The sequence below is a fragment of the Ramlibacter sp. genome (assembly GCF_050250995.1).
Taxonomy (GTDB): Bacteria; Pseudomonadota; Gammaproteobacteria; order Burkholderiales; family Burkholderiaceae_C; genus Ramlibacter.
Window position 1 is genome coordinate 36,330 of record NZ_JBFWNP010000031.1, and the last position, 18,332, is coordinate 54,661.

At 69.1% G+C, this 18,332-nt stretch carries 20 protein-coding genes; 9 read left to right on the forward strand and 11 right to left on the reverse strand.

The features are described 5' to 3' along the window. Window positions 1-16: 16 nt before the first annotated feature. Together AB7E83_RS18490 and AB7E83_RS18495 are read left to right on the forward strand one after the other, a co-directional pair. Window positions 17-1,009: a Bug family tripartite tricarboxylate transporter substrate binding protein gene (locus tag AB7E83_RS18490; RefSeq protein ID WP_428572066.1), complete on the forward strand. Its 993-nt coding sequence runs from the start codon at window positions 17-19 to the stop codon at window positions 1,007-1,009. Window positions 1,010-1,022: 13 nt separating this feature from the next. Then, a complete protein-coding gene (locus AB7E83_RS18495; RefSeq protein ID WP_428572068.1) occupies window positions 1,023-2,372 on the forward strand; it encodes an LLM class flavin-dependent oxidoreductase in 1,350 nt (449 codons plus the stop codon). On the opposite strand, the gene AB7E83_RS18500 is transcribed toward AB7E83_RS18495, so the two are convergent. Genes AB7E83_RS18500 through AB7E83_RS18510 form a run of 3 tightly spaced genes read right to left on the reverse strand, consistent with a single transcriptional unit; the run spans window position 2,332 to window position 5,415 of the window. Beyond that, window positions 2,332-3,189, reverse strand: a complete 858-nt coding sequence (locus tag AB7E83_RS18500; protein WP_428572070.1) for an alpha/beta fold hydrolase — start codon at window positions 3,187-3,189, stop codon at window positions 2,332-2,334. The genes AB7E83_RS18495 and AB7E83_RS18500 overlap by 41 nt on opposite strands. Beyond that, a complete protein-coding gene (locus AB7E83_RS18505; protein ID WP_428572072.1) occupies window positions 3,186-4,364 on the reverse strand; it encodes an FAD-dependent oxidoreductase in 1,179 nt (392 codons plus the stop codon). The genes AB7E83_RS18500 and AB7E83_RS18505 overlap by 4 nt, the downstream gene beginning before the upstream one ends. 10 nt (window positions 4,365-4,374) lie before the next feature. Beyond that, a complete protein-coding gene (locus tag AB7E83_RS18510; protein ID WP_428572074.1) occupies window positions 4,375-5,415 on the reverse strand; it encodes a peptidase M29 in 1,041 nt (346 codons plus the stop codon). Window positions 5,416-5,571: 156 nt separating this feature from the next. On the opposite strand from AB7E83_RS18510, the gene AB7E83_RS18515 reads away from it, so the two are divergent. Further along, window positions 5,572-6,552: a Bug family tripartite tricarboxylate transporter substrate binding protein gene (locus AB7E83_RS18515; protein ID WP_428572076.1), complete on the forward strand. Its 981-nt coding sequence runs from the start codon at window positions 5,572-5,574 to the stop codon at window positions 6,550-6,552. On the opposite strand, the gene AB7E83_RS18520 is transcribed toward AB7E83_RS18515, so the two are convergent. Beyond that, window positions 6,539-6,988 carry a DUF5615 family PIN-like protein gene (locus tag AB7E83_RS18520; RefSeq protein WP_428572078.1) on the reverse strand — a complete coding sequence of 150 codons (450 nt, stop codon included), beginning with the start codon at window positions 6,986-6,988 and terminating at the stop codon, window positions 6,539-6,541. The two genes, AB7E83_RS18515 and AB7E83_RS18520, sit on opposite strands and share 14 nt — an antisense overlap. Then, window positions 6,985-7,653: a DUF433 domain-containing protein gene (locus AB7E83_RS18525; RefSeq protein ID WP_428572080.1), complete on the reverse strand. Its 669-nt coding sequence runs from the start codon at window positions 7,651-7,653 to the stop codon at window positions 6,985-6,987. Before AB7E83_RS18525 ends, AB7E83_RS18520 begins: the two co-directional genes overlap by 4 nt. Window positions 7,654-7,722: 69 nt before the next feature. On the opposite strand from AB7E83_RS18525, the gene AB7E83_RS18530 reads away from it, so the two are divergent. Further along, window positions 7,723-8,241, forward strand: coding sequence for a MarR family winged helix-turn-helix transcriptional regulator (locus AB7E83_RS18530; protein WP_428572083.1), 519 nt, complete (start codon window positions 7,723-7,725; stop codon window positions 8,239-8,241). Between the two features lie 16 nt (window positions 8,242-8,257). Here the strand turns inward: AB7E83_RS18530 and AB7E83_RS18535 are convergent, their stop codons facing one another. The 5 genes from AB7E83_RS18535 to AB7E83_RS18555 all read right to left on the reverse strand — a co-directional run bounded on the left by AB7E83_RS18535 (window position 8,258) and on the right by AB7E83_RS18555 (window position 13,035). Continuing rightward, window positions 8,258-8,680, reverse strand: coding sequence for a Zn-ribbon domain-containing OB-fold protein (locus AB7E83_RS18535; protein WP_428572085.1), 423 nt, complete (start codon window positions 8,678-8,680; stop codon window positions 8,258-8,260). Beyond that, window positions 8,677-9,861 carry a thiolase C-terminal domain-containing protein gene (locus AB7E83_RS18540; RefSeq protein ID WP_428572087.1) on the reverse strand — a complete coding sequence of 395 codons (1,185 nt, stop codon included), beginning with the start codon at window positions 9,859-9,861 and terminating at the stop codon, window positions 8,677-8,679. Before AB7E83_RS18540 ends, AB7E83_RS18535 begins: the two co-directional genes overlap by 4 nt. 126 nt (window positions 9,862-9,987) lie before the next feature. Next, the gene (locus AB7E83_RS18545) at window positions 9,988-10,764 is read right to left on the reverse strand and encodes an enoyl-CoA hydratase/isomerase family protein (protein WP_428572089.1); all 777 of its coding nucleotides are present in this window, start codon (window positions 10,762-10,764) and stop codon (window positions 9,988-9,990) included. A 28-nt stretch (window positions 10,765-10,792) separates the two neighbouring features. Continuing rightward, window positions 10,793-11,935: an acyl-CoA dehydrogenase family protein gene (locus tag AB7E83_RS18550; RefSeq protein ID WP_428572091.1), complete on the reverse strand. Its 1,143-nt coding sequence runs from the start codon at window positions 11,933-11,935 to the stop codon at window positions 10,793-10,795. Next, on the reverse strand, window positions 11,932-13,035 hold the full coding sequence (locus tag AB7E83_RS18555) for an acyl-CoA dehydrogenase family protein (protein ID WP_428572093.1): 1,104 nt from the start codon (window positions 13,033-13,035) through the stop codon (window positions 11,932-11,934). Before AB7E83_RS18555 ends, AB7E83_RS18550 begins: the two co-directional genes overlap by 4 nt. Before the next feature lie 92 nt (window positions 13,036-13,127). Here AB7E83_RS18555 and AB7E83_RS18560 point away from each other — a divergent pair, with 92 nt between their 5' ends. Together AB7E83_RS18560 and AB7E83_RS18565 are read left to right on the forward strand one after the other, a co-directional pair. Next, entirely contained in the window at window positions 13,128-14,525 is a 1,398-nt protein-coding gene (locus AB7E83_RS18560) for an MFS transporter (protein ID WP_428572095.1), read from the forward strand. A 106-nt stretch (window positions 14,526-14,631) separates the two neighbouring features. After that, window positions 14,632-15,612, forward strand: coding sequence for a tripartite tricarboxylate transporter substrate binding protein (locus AB7E83_RS18565; RefSeq protein ID WP_428572097.1), 981 nt, complete (start codon window positions 14,632-14,634; stop codon window positions 15,610-15,612). Window positions 15,613-15,656: 44 nt separating this feature from the next. Here the strand turns inward: AB7E83_RS18565 and AB7E83_RS18570 are convergent, their stop codons facing one another. Then, entirely contained in the window at window positions 15,657-15,890 is a 234-nt protein-coding gene (locus tag AB7E83_RS18570; protein WP_428572099.1) for a hypothetical protein, read from the reverse strand. A gap of 195 nt (window positions 15,891-16,085) precedes the next feature. Between AB7E83_RS18570 and AB7E83_RS18575 the strand changes: the two genes are divergently transcribed. Genes AB7E83_RS18575 through AB7E83_RS18585 form a run of 3 tightly spaced genes read left to right on the forward strand, consistent with a single transcriptional unit; the run spans window position 16,086 to window position 18,284 of the window. After that, on the forward strand, window positions 16,086-16,883 hold the full coding sequence (locus AB7E83_RS18575; RefSeq protein ID WP_428572101.1) for an enoyl-CoA hydratase: 798 nt from the start codon (window positions 16,086-16,088) through the stop codon (window positions 16,881-16,883). Between the two features lie 11 nt (window positions 16,884-16,894). Continuing rightward, complete coding sequence (locus AB7E83_RS18580) at window positions 16,895-17,365, forward strand: acyl dehydratase (RefSeq protein ID WP_428572123.1); 471 nt, start codon at window positions 16,895-16,897, stop codon at window positions 17,363-17,365. Window positions 17,366-17,390: 25 nt separating this feature from the next. Next, the gene (locus tag AB7E83_RS18585; protein ID WP_428572103.1) at window positions 17,391-18,284 is read left to right on the forward strand and encodes an SDR family oxidoreductase; all 894 of its coding nucleotides are present in this window, start codon (window positions 17,391-17,393) and stop codon (window positions 18,282-18,284) included. Window positions 18,285-18,332: the final 48 nt, after the last annotated feature.

The window sequence follows — 18,332 nt, forward strand, 5'->3', positions numbered from 1 at the left end:
ATCAGGAGCCCCCACCATGAGAGCAACGCCCCTTCTTCGCGGACTGTCGATCCTGTGCCTCGGCATGCTGTCGCTGGCCGCCACCGTGCAGGCGCAGTCGCCGGCGCCGGCCTGGCCCACGCGGCCGGGCACGGTCGTCCAGGGCTATCCCGCAGGATCCGCCATCGACATCGTCACGCGCCACCTGGCCGCGCACCTGCAGAAAACGACAGGTCAGACCTTCATCGCGGAAGTGAAGACCGGCGCCCTCGGAAACATCGCCGCGCAGTACGTGGCGCGCGCGAAGCCGGACGGCTCGACCATCCTGCTCACCGCGAACGCGACGCATGCCGCGAACATCCACCTGTTCAAGAACCTCGGCTTCGATCCCGTGAAGGACTTCGTGCCGGTGACCACGCTGCACTCGCTCGGCTTCCTGCTGCTGATCAATCCGGCGCGGGTGCCGGTGACCAACGTCGCGGGCCTGCTGGAGCACATCAAGAACCAGAACGGCAAGGCCTCCTACGGAACGGGTTCGGCGAGCGCGCGCGTCGCGTCCGAACTGCTGCTGCAGATCCGCGGCGACCTGAAGGCCACGAACGTTCCGTACAAGGGTTCGAGCCAGGCGATGTCCGACCTCATGAGCGGCCAGCTCGACTTCATCTTCGCGGACCCGGGCAGCGCGCTGGGCCACATCCGCGCCGGCACGCTGCGGGCGCTCGCGGTGACGAACAAGGAGCGCGTGCCGTGCGCCCCGGACGTCCCCACGATGTCCGAGGCCGGCGTGCCGGGCTACGACCTCACCTCCTGGTTCGCCGTCTTCCTTCCCGCCGGAACGCCGCAGCCGATCGCGACGCGGCTCGCCACGCTCGCGAACGAAGCCTTCCAGACCGACGAGGGCAAGGCGATCGAGAAGAACCTGTGCCTGTCGTCCTTCCCGGGCTCGCCGGCCAGCCTTGCGCGGCTCGTGGAAACCGACACGGCGAAGTGGGGGCAGATCATCAAGCGCGCGGGCATCGAGGCGCAATAGAGCCGAGCTCGACATGCGAGGCGAGCGCGACATGCTCCGGCTGGGGGTGATGGTGCATCCCACCGGCAACCATGTCGCCTCGTGGCTGCATCCCGGGTCGCAGGTGGATGCCGGAACCAACTTCCGGCACTACACCGAGCTCGCGCACATCGCCGAGCGAGGCAAGTTCGACTTCATGTTCTTCGCCGATGCCGTCGCCACGCGCGACGGCAACCTCGAGGTGCTGAGCCGCTGGCCGCAGTACATGGTGTTCTTCGAGCCGACGACGCTCATCGCCGCACTGTCCGCCGTCACGACCAACCTCGGCTTCATCGCCACCGCGACCACGAGCTACAACGAGCCGTACAACATCGCGCGGCGCTTCGCGTCGCTCGACCAGATCAGCGGCGGGCGCGCCGGCTGGAACATCGTGACCTCCGCCAACCTGAGCGAGGCGTACAACTTCGGCCGCGACGAACACTACGAGCACGGCTTCCGCTATGAGCGCGCGGCGGAGTTCACCGAGGTCGTGCGCGGCCTGTGGGACAGCTGGGACGACGACGCGTTCCTGCGCGACCGCTCGCAGGCGCGCTATTTCGATCCGAAGAAGCTGCACTTCCTCAACCACGCCGGCGAGCATTTCAAGGTGCGCGGGCCATTGAACGTCGCGCGTTCGCCGCAGGGGCACCCCGTGCTCGCGCAGGCGGGCTCGTCCGAGGCCGGCAAGGACTTCGCGGCCGAGGTCGCGGAGATCGTCTTCACGCAGCAGCAGTCATTCGCGAAGTGCAGGGAGTTCTACGCGGAGATCAAGGCGCGCGCCGCGAGCAAGGGGCGCGATGCGAATGCGGTGAAGGTGATGCCGGGGCTGAACCCGATCGTCGGCGACACCGAGGCGCAGGCGTGGGAGAAGCACGACTACCTGCAAAGCCTGACCGAGCCCACGGTGGGCCTCGAACTGCTGAAGCAGGCCTGTGGCGGCTTCGACCTGTCGAAGTGCGACCTCGACCAGCCGCTGCCCGACGGCATCCCCGAAGGCAACTCGGTCAAGAGCACGCTCAAGGAGCTCTACCGCATGACGAAGGAAGAGGGCCTCACGCTGCGGCAGCTCTACCAGCGCTATGCGAATTCGCGCGGGCAGCGTACGGTGGTGGGCACGGCGAAGCAGATCGCCGACGACATGGAGCACTGGTTCCGCAGCGAAGCGGTCGATGGCTTCCTGATCCACCCGTCGGTGCTGCCGGGGGACCTGTCCGATTTCACGGAGAAGGTCGTTCCCGAACTGCAGCGCCGCGGCCTGTTCCGCGGCGACTACGAAGGCCGGACGCTGCGCGAGAACCTCGGCTTCACGCGGCCGGCAAGCCGCTACGCGAACGAAGCGGCCTGAGGAATTCGACCAGCGCCTCGGTGAACCGCTCGGGTTGCTCGATGTTCGAGAGGTGACCCGCGCCATCGATCCACGCGAGCCGCGCCCCCGGAATTTCCTCGGCCATCTTCTGCGACATGGCAGGCGGCGTGATGGTGTCGGCCGTGCCGCAGATCACGAGGGTGGGCACCGCGATCGACGCCGCTTCGACGAAGCTGTCGCAGCCCGCGAAATGCGCGGACTGCTCGATGAGCGAGGTCGCGCGCAAGGTCTTCAGGTACGAGTCCTTGTGCAGGATCGCGATGCTGTCCGCGAGGCGCTGCACCTTGTCCGGCGCGGCGGAAGGGCTGCAGATGGTGCGCGCGAGTCCCGGCGCGATGTCCGCCGGCGTCTTGCCCGCGAGCAGCGGCGCCTCGCGCAGGCGCAGGAACTCCTCGGGGTTGTGCCGCGTGAAGCGGTTGCGCGTGTCCGCGAGCACGAGCGAGAGCACGCGCTCGGGGTGGCGCCGGTAGAAGTCCTGCGCCGTCATGCCGCCCATCGAGAGGCCGACGACGTGCGCGGCGCGCTGGCCGAAGTGTTCGATGACGCGGATCAGGTCCGCGTTGAAGTGCGAGAAGTCGAGCGGGCCGTCGTAGTCGTCGCTGTCGCCGTAGCCGCGCGCGTCCCACGCGACGGCATGGAATCCTTCCGCGGCCACGGCCTCCACCTGCTCGCGCCAGTTCGTGCGGTTGCCGCCGATGCCGTGCAGGAACACGACCAGCGGGCCCGTGCCCAGGTGCTCCACCGCGATGTGGGGCGCGGGGCCGATGCGTGCGAATTCGAATGTCGTGTCGTTCAAGGTGCGGTTCTCCTGGCGGGCAGGCCGCCCGTGCCGTCCGGGCTGTAGCCGGTGGGGATGTGCTGGGCGGTGCGCTGGTACTGGCGGCGCAGCCAGCCGACGCTGCCGAGCGCGCGGAACGCGAGCGAGCGCAGGGCTTGCGGCCAGACGGTCACGTGCCCGTAGAGCGAGGACCAGCGTTGCGTGTGCTCGATGAGCGGGCGCTCGCGGCGCTCCCACTCGCGCAGCGATCCCGTGATGTCGCCCGATGCATCCACCGAGGCCGCGAGCGCCAGCGCCGTCATCATCGCGCAGCCCGTGCCCTGCCCGAGGTTCGGCGTCATCGAGTGCGCGGCATCGCCGAGCACGGCGACGCGGCCCTTCGACCACGCATGCAGCCGCATCGTCTCGAACGGGCTCCACTTCACGCGCGGCCACTCGGCCTGCGTTCGCATGCGTTCGAAGAGCGAGGCGAGGTGCGGGAACGATGCGCTCCAGCTTTCCACATCGATCGGCACTGCGCGCGCCCGCTCGTCGCTCGCGAGGCAGCTCATCACCGCGTACATCTCGTCCCGGCTGCAGGGGCTCGTGATCACGCGGCGCGTGCCCGACCAGTATTCGCAGGTGAGCGGCCCGAGCGTGTCGTCCTCCGCCACTTCTTCGGCCGTGCGCGGGATCATCACGCGCGTCGCGCCGTCGCCCGTGACGCGGCGGCGCGCAAGGAGGCCGAGGCTGTCGCGCACCGCCGAGTTCACGCCGTCCGCGCCGATCACGAGGTCGGCGCGCAGGCGCTCGCCGCTCGCGAGGATCAGCTCGCCCGAAGGGTCCGCGCCGGCCACCGCGGACTCGGCGCGGACGTCCACGCCCAATTGCATCGCGCGCTGCGCGAGCACGTTGACGATGTGCTGGCGCGAGACGCGGTGCGCGCCCTGGTTGCGCAGCGCCATCGTCACGTTGTTCTTCTCGTCGCGCGTTTCCCGCCGCACGATCAGCAGCCCGCCGCGCAGGATTTCCTCGCGCAGGCCCAGCGACTCCAGCACGCGCAGCATGTTCGGCTGCATCGCTATCGCGAATCCTTCCGCGCGGATCGCGGGCGTGCGTTCATGCACGCGCACGGACCAGCCGCGCTGCGCGAGCGCGACCGCGGCGACCAGGCCGCCGAAGCCGGCGCCCGCGATCTCGGCGTGCGGCTTCATCGCGCAGGAGTCACGACAGTTCCGCGCACAGTCGACCCGCCTCCACGATCGTGCGGCCGTCGAGCGCGACGGTGCAGTTGCGCAACGGCAGGTCGAAGTGGCCGAGCGTGTAGCGGTTGGCGAAGCGGTTCGAGCCGGTGGAGAACAGGAAGTTGCCGGCGAACGCGCGCTGCTCCGTGCCGTTGATGTCGTTGCGGTCGAACATCGTCAGCGCGTCCCAGCGCGCGGCGGTGTTCATGCCCCAGCCGAGGTGCGCCACGGCGTACGCGTTGCGGTCGTTCCAGGCCTCGAAGTAGCTGCGCATCAGGGCCGCGTCGAGCCCCTTGCCGTCGATGTCCACGATGAAGTCGCGCTCGATGGTCAGGCGGATCGGGCTTTCGAGGTAGCGCTTGAACGTGAGGTTGATGTCGCCGGTGTCCATCACGACCACGCCGTTGACGGCGCCCTCGCGTCCGTAGAACGCGCACAGGCCGCCGGGCCAGTGGGCCATCAGCCCGGGCTCGTCGGCGAAGCCCCAGCCGCCGCCGATGCTCGCGCCGACCATGTCGACCGTGAGGTTCGTTCCGGCCGCGGAGGTGACGCGCATCTTCTCCGCGCCCTTGGCCATCGCCACGCCCTTTTGCACCTTCTGCTTGAGCGCGGTGTCGGTTGCGAGGCGCTCGAGCACCTCGGGGCGTTCGTTGCTCACCATCAGCACGCGCGTGCCGCCGGAAAGGATCGGGCCCCGTTCGGTGGCGTGCAGCAGCCCCTCGACCGTGATGTCGACGACGAAGGTGCAGGCCTTCAGCGCCGCGATCACCGCCGGATGCTCCTGGATCGCGACCGAATGGCCGGTGGAGCGGATCGGCACCGGCGCATCGACCGGCGGCGTCGGCACCACCACGCGGAACGGCTTGGCCTGCATGCGCAGCAGCGCCAGCTCGGCGAGTTCGACGAGGATGGGCCGCGAGTCCGTCTCGGCAAGGATCGCGACGAGCTCGCCCGGCTGCACGCGGCAGGCCTCGAACGTGCGTATGAAGCTGGCGATCCACTTTTCCTGAATGCGATCCATGCGGCGCCCCGGCGAATTGCGAAGCGCAGAGCGTACCGCGCACGGGCCTTGCTTGCATCGGGATCAACGCGAGCCCCCTCGGCGCGCTGCGTGTTAACACCATTGGCGATCGTGTACCGCGCGCGGGATGATCGCGTGCAACAAGGAGCCCGCCGCATGTTCAAGCGCCACGTTCTCGGAGTCCTGTGCGGCATCGCCGCCGCCGCATGCCTCGCCGCGCCGCTCGCGTCGCACGCGCAGGACTTTCCCTCGAAGCCGGTGAAGATCGTCATTCCCGGCGCGCCGGGCAGCAGCCTCGATGCGGCGGGACGCGAACTTCAGAACTATCTGCAGCAGGCGTGGGGCGTGCCCTTCGTCATGGAATACAAGCCCGGCGCGGGCAGCGGCGTGGGCGCCGACTTCGTCGCCAAGAGCCCGCCCGACGGCTACACCTGGCTCATCGCGCCGTACAACGTGCTCACGCTCAACCAGCACCTGTACAACAACCCCTTGCATCCGCTGAAGGAGTTCACGCCGATCAGCACGATCGCGAGCGTCCCGTTCGTGCTGGTCGTGCATCCTTCCGTGCCCGCGAACAACGTGTCGGAGCTGGTGGCGTATGCGAAGGCGAATCCGGGCAAGCTGAACTACGGCACTTCGGGCGCCGGCAGTGCGCAGCACCTGGGCGGCGAGCTGTTGAAGGCGATGGCCGGCGTGAACCTTACCGAGGTCCCGTACAAGGCCGGCGCCGCCGCGATCGTCGACCTGCTGGCCGGGCGCATCCAGGTCTACATCGGCGCCAACAATTCGCTGCTGCCGCACCTGCAGGCCGGCAAGCTGCGCGCGCTGGGCACCGCCGGCGCGCGCCGTGGCAGCGTGACCGCGAACCTGCCCACCATCGCCGAGTCGGGCGTGCCCGGCTACGCGCTGCCCACGTGGACCGGCGTGGTGCTGCCCGCGGGCGTGCCCCGGGCCGTCGTCGACAAGGTCCATGCGGGCGTGTTGCAGGCGCTGGGCAACAAGGAACTGCGCGACCGCCTGGCGGGGCAGGGGATCGAGGTGGAGACGCGCAGCACGCGAGAATTCGCGGACCTGATCGAGCGCGAGTACACGACGCTCGGCAAGCTGGTGAAGGACGCGGGGATCAAGGTGAACTGAGGGCGCCGAGTCGCAGTTCGCCGAATGGGATGTCGTAGAGGTCGAAGTCGATCTGCCCATCCTCGCGATGGAAGAGGTCCAGGGCTCTGTTGATCAGATCCGGCTCGACATCGAGGATATCCAGCGCGATTCCGAACAGTTCGATCTGGAGGTCCAGATCCAGCCCGGACTCCGAGTTCAGGCACACCAGGCCGGCGTGAACGTCGAGCCTTGCGTGTTCGCCGGCGAGCTTGCCGGGGCCTTGCCCGCGAAAGTCGATCGAGTTGCAGGTCACGAGCGTCAGGTCCTCTGCGACGACGTGTCGGATCAGTTCATGGTCCTTCAGTCCGCACCACCCTCGATTGCGAACGCACGTCGATTCGTAGTGACCCCGAAGCACGGCCGCTTCGACGAGTTCCGGGGACAGGCACTCGTCGATCAGGAACTTGAAGCTCACGCCTTCGGGCGTCGAACGATGCGGGTGACAAGAACCGGGGACTCCTTCTTGGTGATGTTCGAACGGCGAGGACGGCCCCTGCGCGGATGCACGAGCGAATAGATGCGAGCCGCATCGACATGCGCTTGCGTCAGGAACGGCCATGAGCGTACGAGCCGCTCCATGCTCACGCCCGACTCGAGCGAAGCCAGCACCGTCTCGATCGGAACGCGCGTCCCCGCAAAACAGGGCAGCGCGCTCAGGATGTCCGGATCCTCGACGACCAGCTTGTCGGCGTCGTCCACTTCCTTCGCGCGGGCCATCGCCGCCGCAACGTAAGGGCCGACATCGACCGTGACTGCCGGGGAGACGGACACTTTCCAGTCGATGTCCGAAGGCATCGACCGCAGGGCGAGCACCTCGTTGCGCTTGGGGGTCTTTTCGACGCGCTCCGCGAGCAGGCGCACGATCCGCTTGCGCGAGCTCGCCAGCAGATCGGATTCGGTGTCGAAGAAGAATCGTGCAAAGGCGGCCGTGATTCGCGCGAAGCGGCGCGTGCCGGACTCCTGCTTGAGCAGACTGTCGGGCACCAGCCCTTCGTCGACCAGCCTGTGCATCTGAGGCGTGCTGAGACCGCCGATGAACCCGGCTTCTGCGATGGGAACGAAAGATGCGATCGCGGCCATGGATAAAGCCTCCGAATGTTCAGAGTATATAACCTTCTACCGATCCGAGGCCGCGTGCAGAATCCCCCCATGCCCCCTTCTCCCGCGGCGCTCGAAGCCGAGATCTCGCAGCGCATCCTCAAGCACTGGCACCACGCGGTGCCCAACGACCGCATGGCGCACCTCGTGAAGGATGCGTCGCGCAGCTTCCTCCGCTCGCTCCAGGCGCGCCTCGCGACCACCGGCGTGTCGCTCGGCCACTGGACCTTCCTGCGCATCCTGTGGGAGCACGACGGCGTCACGCAGCGCGAACTGAGCCACGATGCGGGCGTGATGGAGCCGACCACCGCGGTCGCGCTGCGCGCGATGGAGGAACTCGGCTACATCCGCCGCGAACGCCGCGCGGAGAACCGCAAGAACATCTACGTGTTCCTCACGCCCAAGGGCAAGGCGCTCAAGCGCAAGCTCGTGCCCATGGCGGAAGAGGTGAACGGCCTCGCGGTTCGCGGCATCGACCCGGCGGACCTGGAGACCACGCGCCGCTGCCTGCTCGTGATGCTCGACAACCTCGCGAGCGACGAAGGGCTGGCGCCGGCGCCCGACGCGTGAGGGCGCGCCGCGCGACTCAGCGGCGCGCGAGCCTGAACTTCGGCAGCGGCACTTCGGCCGAGGTGTCGATCACGAGCTCGACGTCCTGGTCGAAGGTCACCGCGCCGGGGTCGTCGCCCGCATAGCCGCTGATCATGCGCGGCCCTTCCTCGAGTTCGACCAGCAGCACCGCGTAGGGCACGTCGCCCTTGAACGCGGGGCCGGGCGCGCGATGCACCACGCTGAAGGAATGCACCTTGCCGCGGCCGCTCGCCGGGCGATGCTCCAGGTTGCCGCTGCCGCACTCGCGGCAGATGCGCTGCTGGTAGAACTGCACGCGCTTGCAATCGAGGCAGTGCTGCAGCAGCAGCTGGCCTTCGCGCACGCCGCGCCAGAACTCGAGGGTGTCGCCGTCCGCCTGGGGGGCGGGCTTCTTCAGTGCGTCTTCGGCGGTGATCACAGCGTGGCCTCCGTGCCAAGGATGGTCGTCGCGTTCGTGGAGAACCCGGCGCCGATGTTGTGGACGATGCCGACGTTCGCGTCGGCGACCTGCCGCTCGCCGCACGTGCCGCGCAGCTGCGAGATGACTTCGTGGAAATGGAACAGCGCGCCCGGCATGCCCGAGTGCGCGAACGACAGCAGGCCGCCGTGCGTGTTGACCGGAATCGTGCCGCCGTAGGTCATGCCGCCATCGGCGACGAAGGGGCCGCCTTCGCCCTTGGGGCAGAAGCCCAGGTCTTCCAGCATCATGAGCGTGGTGCCGGTGAAGCAGTCGTAGACGCCGGCCACGTCCATGTCCTTGGGGCCGAAGCCGGCCATCTTGTACGCGCGGCGGCTCGACTCCACCGTGCCCGTGACCGTCAGCGACGGCATGAGGAAGATGTGCTCGTGCTGGTAGCACTCGCCGCCGCCCAGCACGTAGATCGGCTTCTCGATGCCGAGCGACTTCGCGCGTTCGGCCGAGGTGAGGATGAAGGCCGCGCCGCCGTCGGAGATGAGCGAGCAGTCGAGCTTGTGATACGGCGTCGTGACCCAGCCGGAGTTCAGCACGTCTTCGACCGTGATCGGCTTCGTCTGCTGCGCGCCCGGCGTGCGGCTGGCATGCTGCCGCGTGGTGACCGCGACCTGCGCCAGCTGCTCGGAGGTCGTTCCGTATTCCTTCATGTGCCGGTGCGCGGTCATCGCGAAGGTGTTGGCGACCGGAATGCCGTAGGGCATTTCGTACTGCTGGTCGCGGCTCTCGGTCATGGACCGCAGCGCGAGGTCGGGCGTGAGGCCGGTCATCAGGCTGTCGGCGCCCACGACCATCACGGTCTCCGCGAGTCCGCCGTGGATGGCGGCGGCCGCGATGTTGAACATGGTCGCGGCCGTCGCGCCCGACACCTGCAGCGTGTTCGAGAACGTCGGCTGGATGCCGAAGTATTCGCTGAAGGCGACGCTGAATCGGTGGAAGGGTGAGGCGAAGGCGTGGCACGACAGCACGCCATCGATGTCCTGCTTGGCGATGCCCGCGTCGGCGACGGCGCGGCCGGCGGCGGAGGCCGCGAGCGCGAGCGGGCTCATGCCCGGCACCTTTCCGACCTCGGACTGGCCGATGCCGATCACGGCGATCTTGCCGCGCAACGTATTGGACCCTGGCATTGTCTTCATCTCCTGGCGCACGGCGCCGATTCGTTTTCGTTCGTTCCGGATTCTTCGCAGACCGCAGCATGCCTGCGGACGCGGGGAAATGGCAACCGGGCCGACGCGCGATCCGGCCTGCGAAACTCAGCGCCCGGCGAAGACCGGCGCGCGGCGTTCGGCCATGGCCGCCACCCCTTCGCGAAAATCCGCCATCGCGAAGTGCTTGTCCTGCTCCGCGGCCTCGCGCTCCACCGCCGCCTGCACGGCCTCGGCCAGGCCCGCGCGCAGCGTCGCGCGCGCCGAGCGCAGGGCCACGGGGGCCGACACCGCGATCTCGGCGGCGAGATTCCACGCGGCTTCTCGCGACGCGCCTTCCTCGCACAGCACGTCGGCAAGTCCCATGGCCTTTGCTTCGGCGCCGTCGATGCGGCGGCCGGTCATGAAGAGCAGGCTAGCATTCTGGGTGCCGACCACGCGCGGCAGCGTGGCGCTCAGTGCGAAGCCGGGATGCACGCCGAGCCGCGTGAAGCTCGCGGAAAAGCGCGCGCGCGGATCGACGACGCGGAAGTCGGCGACGAGCGCGAGGCCGAGACCGGCGCCGATGGCCGGCCCCTGCACCGCGGCCACGATCGGCTTGCCGGTGCGGAACAGGCGGATCGCCTCGCCGTACAGCGTGCGCGGCGCGGACGGCCGATGCACCGCATCCTTCGAGAAATCCGCACCCGCGCAGAACGACTTGCCTTGCGAAGCGAGCACGATGGCGCGGCAGTCGTCGTCGAGGTCGAGCGCTTCAAGTGCCTCGGCGAGCGCGACGACGAGCGCGAGGTCGAGGTAGTTGTGCGGCCCGCGCAGGATTTCGACGGTGGTGACGTGATCCTTCACGGTCACGGCAAGTTCGGGCGCCGGATTCGATTCGCTCATCGTGCGCTCCCGTGGGCAGCCGCGGAATTCACCGCAGCCCCAGCGACTTCGCGACGATGCCGCGCAGCACTTCCTTCGTGCCGCCGCGCAGCGTGCTCGACGGCGCGTTGAGGATCACGTCGGCCAGCGCCGCCGCATACGGGTCGGCGTCGGCGAGGTTCGGCTCGGTGTGCATCGCGAGGCGCACGATCTCGGGAATCTCCTGCTCGAACACGGTGCCCAGGTCCTTCACCATCGCCGCGTGCAGCGCGGGCTCGTGGCCGTCGGCGATCATCGTCGCGATCGAGCGCGACATGCGCCGCAGCGTGCTCAGGTGCGCGACGATGCGGCCCAGCGCGACCGCGCCGGCTTCGGACGGGCTGCGCTTGAGCGCATCGACGAAACGCTCCACCGCCGCCATGTGCGAGAGAAAGCGCTCCGGCCCGCTGCGCTCCAGCGCGAGCTCGCTCGTCACCTGCTTCCAGCCTTCGCCTTCGTTGCCCACGAGGTCCGCGTCGGACACGAACACGTCGTCGAGATGCACCTCGTTGAAATCGCTTTCGCCCGCGATGTTCGCGATGGGGCGGCAGGTGATGCCGGGCGTCTTCAGGTCGACGAGGAACTGGCTGAGCCCGGCGTGCCGCAATTCGCCGCGCTCGCCGGTGCGACACAGCATGATCATGAAGTGGCTGCGGTGCGCGTTCGAGGTCCAGATCTTGGAGCCGTTGATGCGCCAGCCGCCGTCCACGCGCGTCGCGCCGGTGCGCACCGAAGCGAGGTCGGAACCCGCGTTGGGTTCGCTCATGCCGATGGCGATGTAGCAGGTGCCGGCCGCGATGCCGGGCAGCACCCGCCGCCGCTGTTCCTCGGTGCCGTAGCGCAGGATCGTCGGGCCGGACTGGCGGTCGGCGATGGCGTGCGCGAAGATCGGCGCGCGCGCGGCGAGGAGTTCCTCCAGCACGACGTAGCGTTCGACGAGCCCGAAGCCCGAGCCGCCGTACTCGCGCGGAAAGCCCATGCCGATCCAGCCGCGCGCGCCCAGCGCCTCGCTGAACTTCGCGTCGAACGCGCCGAAGATTCCGGCGTTGACGCGCCACGGCGTCGGCCACGCATCGAGGAACTCGCGGACTTCGCGGCGGATGCGCTCGCCTGCTGCCGAGCGGCGGGGTTGTGCGAATTCGAGGCGGCTCATCGTGCGGCCTCCGCATTGCGCGACTCGAGGGGCGCAAGAGGTGCGAGCGGCGCCAGCGTGCGCCATGCGCTCTCGCGGCTCGCCAGCACATGCTCGCCGAGCCGGCGCGACCACCACGCCTCGTTGCCGCATTCGTCGCGCCACGACCAGAGCCGCTGTGTCGAATGGTGCAGCTCATGCTCCTGCGTGAAACCGATGGCGCCGAACACCTGATGCGAGATCGCGCAGGCGATGCCCGCCGCTTCCCCCGCGCGGATCTTCGCGCTCATCGCGGCGATGCAGCGCGCAGGCGGCTCGCCGCCGCGCGAGACGAAGTCGTCGATGGCGTCGAGGCCCGCCTCGGCCGCGGCCTTCGCGGCCGCGCTTTGCGTGGCCAGCACGGCGACGCTCTGCTGGATCGCCTGGAACTTGCCGATGGGCCGGCCGAACTGCTCGCGCAGGTTCGCGTAATCAACTGACAGCGCGAGGGTGCGCTCGATCGCGCCGGCCATCTGCGCGCTGCGCGTCACGGCCGCGATAGCCAGCAGCGATGCCGCATCGACTGGAGACGGGCCGACGAACTTCGGCGCCACGTTCGCGAGCGCGAGCGTGTCGCGCGGTTCGCCCGCGAGATTGATGCCTTCCGCGAGCGAAACACCGGCGGCTTCGCGTTCGACGAGCACCACGCGCGGCCCCGATGCGTGGTCGCATACGGCGGCCACGTACCTGGCGTTGCGCGCCCAGGGCACGCGGGCCAGCGTCCCGTCCAGCCGCCACTCGCCGGGCGAACCGGAAAGCTTCACGCCCTCGCTGCCGGTCGAAGCGGCGAGGCTCACGAGACCTTCGACCTCCGCGCCTTGTTCGCCCAGCAACCAGCGCGCGATCATCGCCTCGGCCAGCGGCACTGGCGATGCGTGCCGGCCCACGGCGAACAGCAGCGCGCCCGCGTCGCTGAAGCCGACGCCGGATCCGCCCGCGGACTCCGGCGCGACGGCGGCGTCGAATCCGGCGTCCGCGATCGATCGCCACAAGGCGGCCGGCCATTGCGTGCCCGTGCCGGGGGGATGGTCTCCAAGAATGCGCTGCGCGGTCTCGCGCAGGGCGGCGCCCAATTCGCTCATGGTCGGTGCAGGGGGAGTGATGGAGGAGGGGTGACTTCGGTTTTCATGTTAGCAGCGCGCGCCGGCCCCGCCATGCCCGAGAATGCAGGCACATGCCCAAGGACCTGACCGCGAGCCGCCTGCGCATCGTGCCGCTGCTCGTCGCGTGCCCCATCTTCCTGCAGAACCTCGACTCCTCCGCGCTCGGCACGGCTTTGCCCGCGATCGCTGCGTCGCTGCACGCGGACGTGCTGGACCTCAACCTCGCGATCACGTGTTACCTGATCGGCCTCGTCGTGTTCCTGCCCGCGAGCGCCTGGATGGCGGACCGCTTCGGGCCGCGCCGCGTGTTCTGCGCATCGCTCGCGATCTTCACGGCGGCCTCGCTGCTGTGCGCCATGGCGGTGTCGCTGCCGCAACTTGTTGCGTTCCGGCTGCTGCAGGGCGCGGGCGGCTCGATGATGCTGCCGGTCGGCCGCCTGATCCTGCTGCAGGCGGTGCCGCCCGCGCAGCTCATGCTCGCGATGGTGTGGTTCAGCGTGCCGGGCGGCGTGGGCCGTCTGGTGGGGCCGCTCATGGGCGGCGCCATCGTCACCGTCGCTTCGTGGCGCTGGATCTTCCTGGTCAGCGTGCCCCTGGGCATCGCGACGCTCTTGCTGGCGTGGCGCTTCATCGACCGCGATCCGCCCCCGCCCGCCGAACTGCCGGCCGCGCCCGATGCGGTGGGCCTGCTCATGCTCGCGCTCTCGCTCGGCGCGCTGCTCGCCGCCGTGGAGGTCATCGGCAAGGGCGTGCTGCCGTGGCCCTCGATCGCCGCGCTCGCGGCGGGCGGCGTGGCGCTGCTGTGGCTTTACCTGCGCCGCAGCCGCGGGCAGGCCGAGCCGATGATCGACTTCAGCATCCTGCGCGTGAAGACCTACTGGCTGTCGGTCGGCGGGGGCACGCCGGCGCGCATGGCCGCGGGTTCCTTCCCGTTCCTGCTACCACTTCTGCTGCAGCTCGGCTTCGGCATCCCGGCGCTGCAGACGGGCCTGCTCATGCTCGCCAGCGCCTTCGGCGCCCTGTGCGCCCGGCCGCTGGTGGTCGCGACCGTCAAGCGCTGGGGCGAGCGCACGCTGCTCGTCTTCGGCGCCGCCTGCGCGAGCGCGCTGTTCGGCGTGTACGGCCTCTTCACGGCCGAGACGCCGTGGTGGATCATCGCGGGCGTGCTCGTGCTGGCCAGCGCGGCGAACACGTCGGTGCTCGTCGTCCTCGCGACCATCGGCTACCAGGACCTGCCGCCGCGCCGCATGGGCCACGGCGCGGCGCTGTCGACGATGGTGCAGCAGCTCACGGTGGCGCTCGGCGTCGTGCTGGCGGCGGCGCTGCTCGACTGGATGCATCAGGTGCATGGCGGCGCGGCGGGGCGACTCGCGCCCGAGGACTTCCGCCTGGCGCTCGCGGCGACGGCGATGCTGCCGGTGATCTCGCTGCTGGCTTTCCTGCGGCTGCCGAAGACCGGACCGATCTGAGACGCTGAGACGCGCGATCCACACTACGGAACATCGCCGACGCATGGACGCGCGCCGCCCGACCCCCGCTCCTACACTGGCCGCGACTCAACAGGAGACAACCGCGATGAAGCGCAAGACATTCCTCGGCTGGCTCGGCGCCGGCATCGCCGCCGCGGCCCTGCCCGCGCAGGCCCAGGCCCCGTTCCAGTTCGACAAGACGATTCGCTACGTCGTGCCCTACGCGCCCGGTGGCCCCACCGATGCGGCCGCGCGCATCGTGGCGGAGGAACTGGGCAAGCGCGTGGGCCAGCCCGTCGTCATCTTCAACCGTCCGGGCGGCGCAACGCTCACCGGCGCCAACGAAGTGAAGGCCTCGCCCGCCGACGGCTACACGCTCTTCATGGGGTCGTCGACGACCTTCGCCCTCGCGCCGCTGCAGTTCAAGAATGTCACGGTCACGCTGGAGGACTTCGAGGCCATCGGCGCCATCGCCAAGGTGCCCTACGTGTTCGTGGTGTCGAGCAAGGTGCCCGCGACGAACATGAAGGAGTTCGTGGCCTGGGTGAAGTCGCGGCCCGACGGCTTCAACTTCGGCACGGTGGGGCAGGGCTCGTCGACGCACCTCGCGGGGCTGATCCTGTCGAAGTCGCTGGGCATCAAGGGCACGCCGGTCCACTACAAGGGCGCGGGCCCGGCGATGGCCGACCTGCTGGCCGGCCACACCGATGCGCAGGTCGATCCGCTCACGACGTCGATCCAGGGCCACCGCACCGGCAAGATCCGCATCATTGCCGGTATCGGCGCGAAGCGCGCGGTGGAGTTTCCGGAGATCCCGACGCTGCAGGAGCAGGGCGTTCGCGGGCTGGAGGAAATTCCCGCCGTCTTCGGCCTCAGCGTGAAGGCGGGCACGCCGGGCGCGGCCGTCAATGCGCTGCGCCAGCACCTCAATGCCATCGTGTCGGACCCGGCCGTCGCCGCGCGCCTGAAGACCGTGGGCCTCGAAGCCGCGCCGATCATCGGCGAGGACTACAACAAGCTGCTGCGCTTCCATGCGGAGTGGTACCGCAAGGAAGTGACGGAGAACAAGATCCAGTTTGCCGAGTAGGTCCGCGAGGCGTCGCGGTGTCGACGCAGTGAATGCGCCTGGGGTCAGCCGCCCTGCCGGCGCGACTCCACTTCGGCCATCGCGCATTCCAGCGCGTCCTGCTTCGCGTCTTCCTCGCTCTGGTGGAGCTCGCCGGCCATCACCTCGAACAATGCTTCGGCCGGGTTGGTGCTTCGAGGGTCGGCGTAGACGTGCGCGAGGCCGGCGAACCGGTCCCTGTCCGCACCGGCGAGACGGGACGTGGCGACGACGAACAGACCATTGACGGCGGCGAACATGCCGGGCTCCCTGCAACACAACACACAAATTCTCACACTAAATGTGGGGACTCGCTCGTCGGACGGCGCCGACAAACCGACGGGGCCGTTAAATATTCCCGACTACTTGTCATGGCTTGTGGCCGCAGCCCAACCTTGGCGCCGTTTTCGTGTTGCCGGAGGCGGCGCTAAAGTCCATCGCAAGGAGCTGAACGCATGAGCCACCCCGAAGTCCGGGTCGAATTCCCTCGCGATGCCTGCGCCGTCGTCAGGCTGGATCGACCCGCGGCGAAGAACGCCTTGACCGCGGCGATGCGCCGCGAGCTCGTACGGCTGTTCGCCGACGAACTCCCTGCACGCGCACGCGTCGTCGTGCTGACGGGCGCGGGCGGCGCGTTCTGCGCGGGGCTGGATCTGCAGGAACTGGGCGCAGCCGCGGACCCGCGTCCGCTCATCGTGGCGGAAGAACTCGACGTCGCGCGTGCGATGCGTGCCTTCGACGGACCGATCATCGGCGCGGTGGATGGTGCAGCGGTCACGGGCGGTTTCGAACTCGCGCTGGCCTGCGACCTTCTCCTGGCCAGCGAGGCGGCGCGCTTCGCGGACACGCACGCGCGGATCGGCGTGCTGCCCGCCTGGGGGCTCTCGCAGGAACTGTCGCGGCGCATCGGGCCCGCGCGGGCGAAACAGATGAGCTTCACCGGCAACTTCATCGATGCGCAGCGCGCGCTCGCCTGGGGCCTGGTGAACGAGGTCGTGCCGCGCGACGCATTGATGCCCGCGGCACTGGGCCTCGCCGACGACATGCTGTCGACCGAACCGCAGGCGCTGCGCGCGTACAAGCGCCTGATCGACGACGGCGCGCGGCTTGCCCACGGCGATGCGCTCGCGCTCGAACAGGCGCGTGCGGCGGCATGGGCCGAAACGCTCACGGCGAGCGCGCTCGCGCAAAGGCGCGCGGGCGTCATCGCGCGCGGGCAGGATCAGCAATCGACACTTGGGAGAAGCAGTTGAGCGAACAAGCGATGGAGCGCCTGAACCAGGGGCTGTATTTCGAGGACTTCACGGTCGGGCGGCGCTTCCGCAGCATCGGCCGCACGCTGACCGAGGCGGACCTGTGCGCCTTCGTCAATCTCACGCGCATGACCGAGGGCATGTTCACGGACCACACGTCGGAGGAGTTCAAGCTGCTCGGCGGCCAGGCCGTACCCGGCGCGCTCTGCTACACCTTCGCGGAGGGCCTGTGCATCGTGCCCACGCTCGAGTACACGGGCATCGCGTTCCTCAACATGGAGCTCGACATGAAATCGCCCACCTACGTCGGCGACACGATCCGTGTGGAGATGGAGGTGATCGAGGCGCGCCTGGCGCGCAACAAGCCCGGCCGGGGCCTCGTGCGCACGCGCAACAACGTGGTCAAGCAGGACGGCACGGTGTCGCTGGTCTACACGCCGCTGCGGCTGGTGCAGTGCCGCGCCGCGGCGCATCCGCATTGAACGGAACCCAAGGAGATCGAAAGCGATGACACCCGACGACCTGATCTACCGCCCGGGCCTGCTGAAGGGCCAGCGCATCCTCGTCACCGGCGGCGGCAGCGGCCTCGGCCGCGTGATGGCCGAAGCCTTCGCCATGCTCGGCGCCACGGTGTACATCTGCGGCCGGCGCATGGGGGTGCTGGAGGAGACGGCCGCCGCGCTGCGCAGCGCGCACGGCGCGACCGTCACGCCGGTGGCCTGCGACATCCGCCGGCCCGAGGACATCGCGAAGATGGTCGACACGATCTGGGCCGACGGCGGCGCGCTCACCGGGCTCGTGAACAACGCGGCGGGCAACTTCATCTCGCGCACGCAGGACCTCTCGCCCAACGGCTTCGACGCCATCGCGAGCATCGTGTTCCGCGGCTCCTTCCTCGTCACGCTCGAGTGCGGCAAGCGCTGGATCGCGGAGGGCAAGAAGGCCTCCGTGCTGTCGATCCTCGTGAGCTGGATCTTCAACGGCGGGCCGTTCACCGTGCCCTCGGCCATGTCGAAGGCCGGCTTGCATGCGATGACGCAGTCGCTCGCGGTGGAGTGGGGCGGCAAGGGCATCCGTTGCAACGCGATCGCGCCGGGCCTCTTCCCCACCGAAGGCGCGATGGCGCGGCTCGACCCGCAAGGCGGCGGCTTCGATTCCGAGACCCGCAACCCGATGAAGCGGGCGGGCCGAATGCCCGAACTCGCGAACCTCGCGGTCTACATGATGTCGCCGGCCGCCGAGTACCTGAACGGCCAGACGATCCTGATCGATGGCGGCGAGCAGCAGGCCACCGGCTCGAACTTCGCGCATCTCACGGCGTGGTCCGACGAGCAGTGGGCGGCGGCCTCGGCGGCGATCCGGAAGAAGACGGCGGAGGACAAGCAGCGGCAGTCGACGTAGAAGGCGAGATTGTCGAAATTGGGGTCAGGTTCCAATTTCCAGGCACGC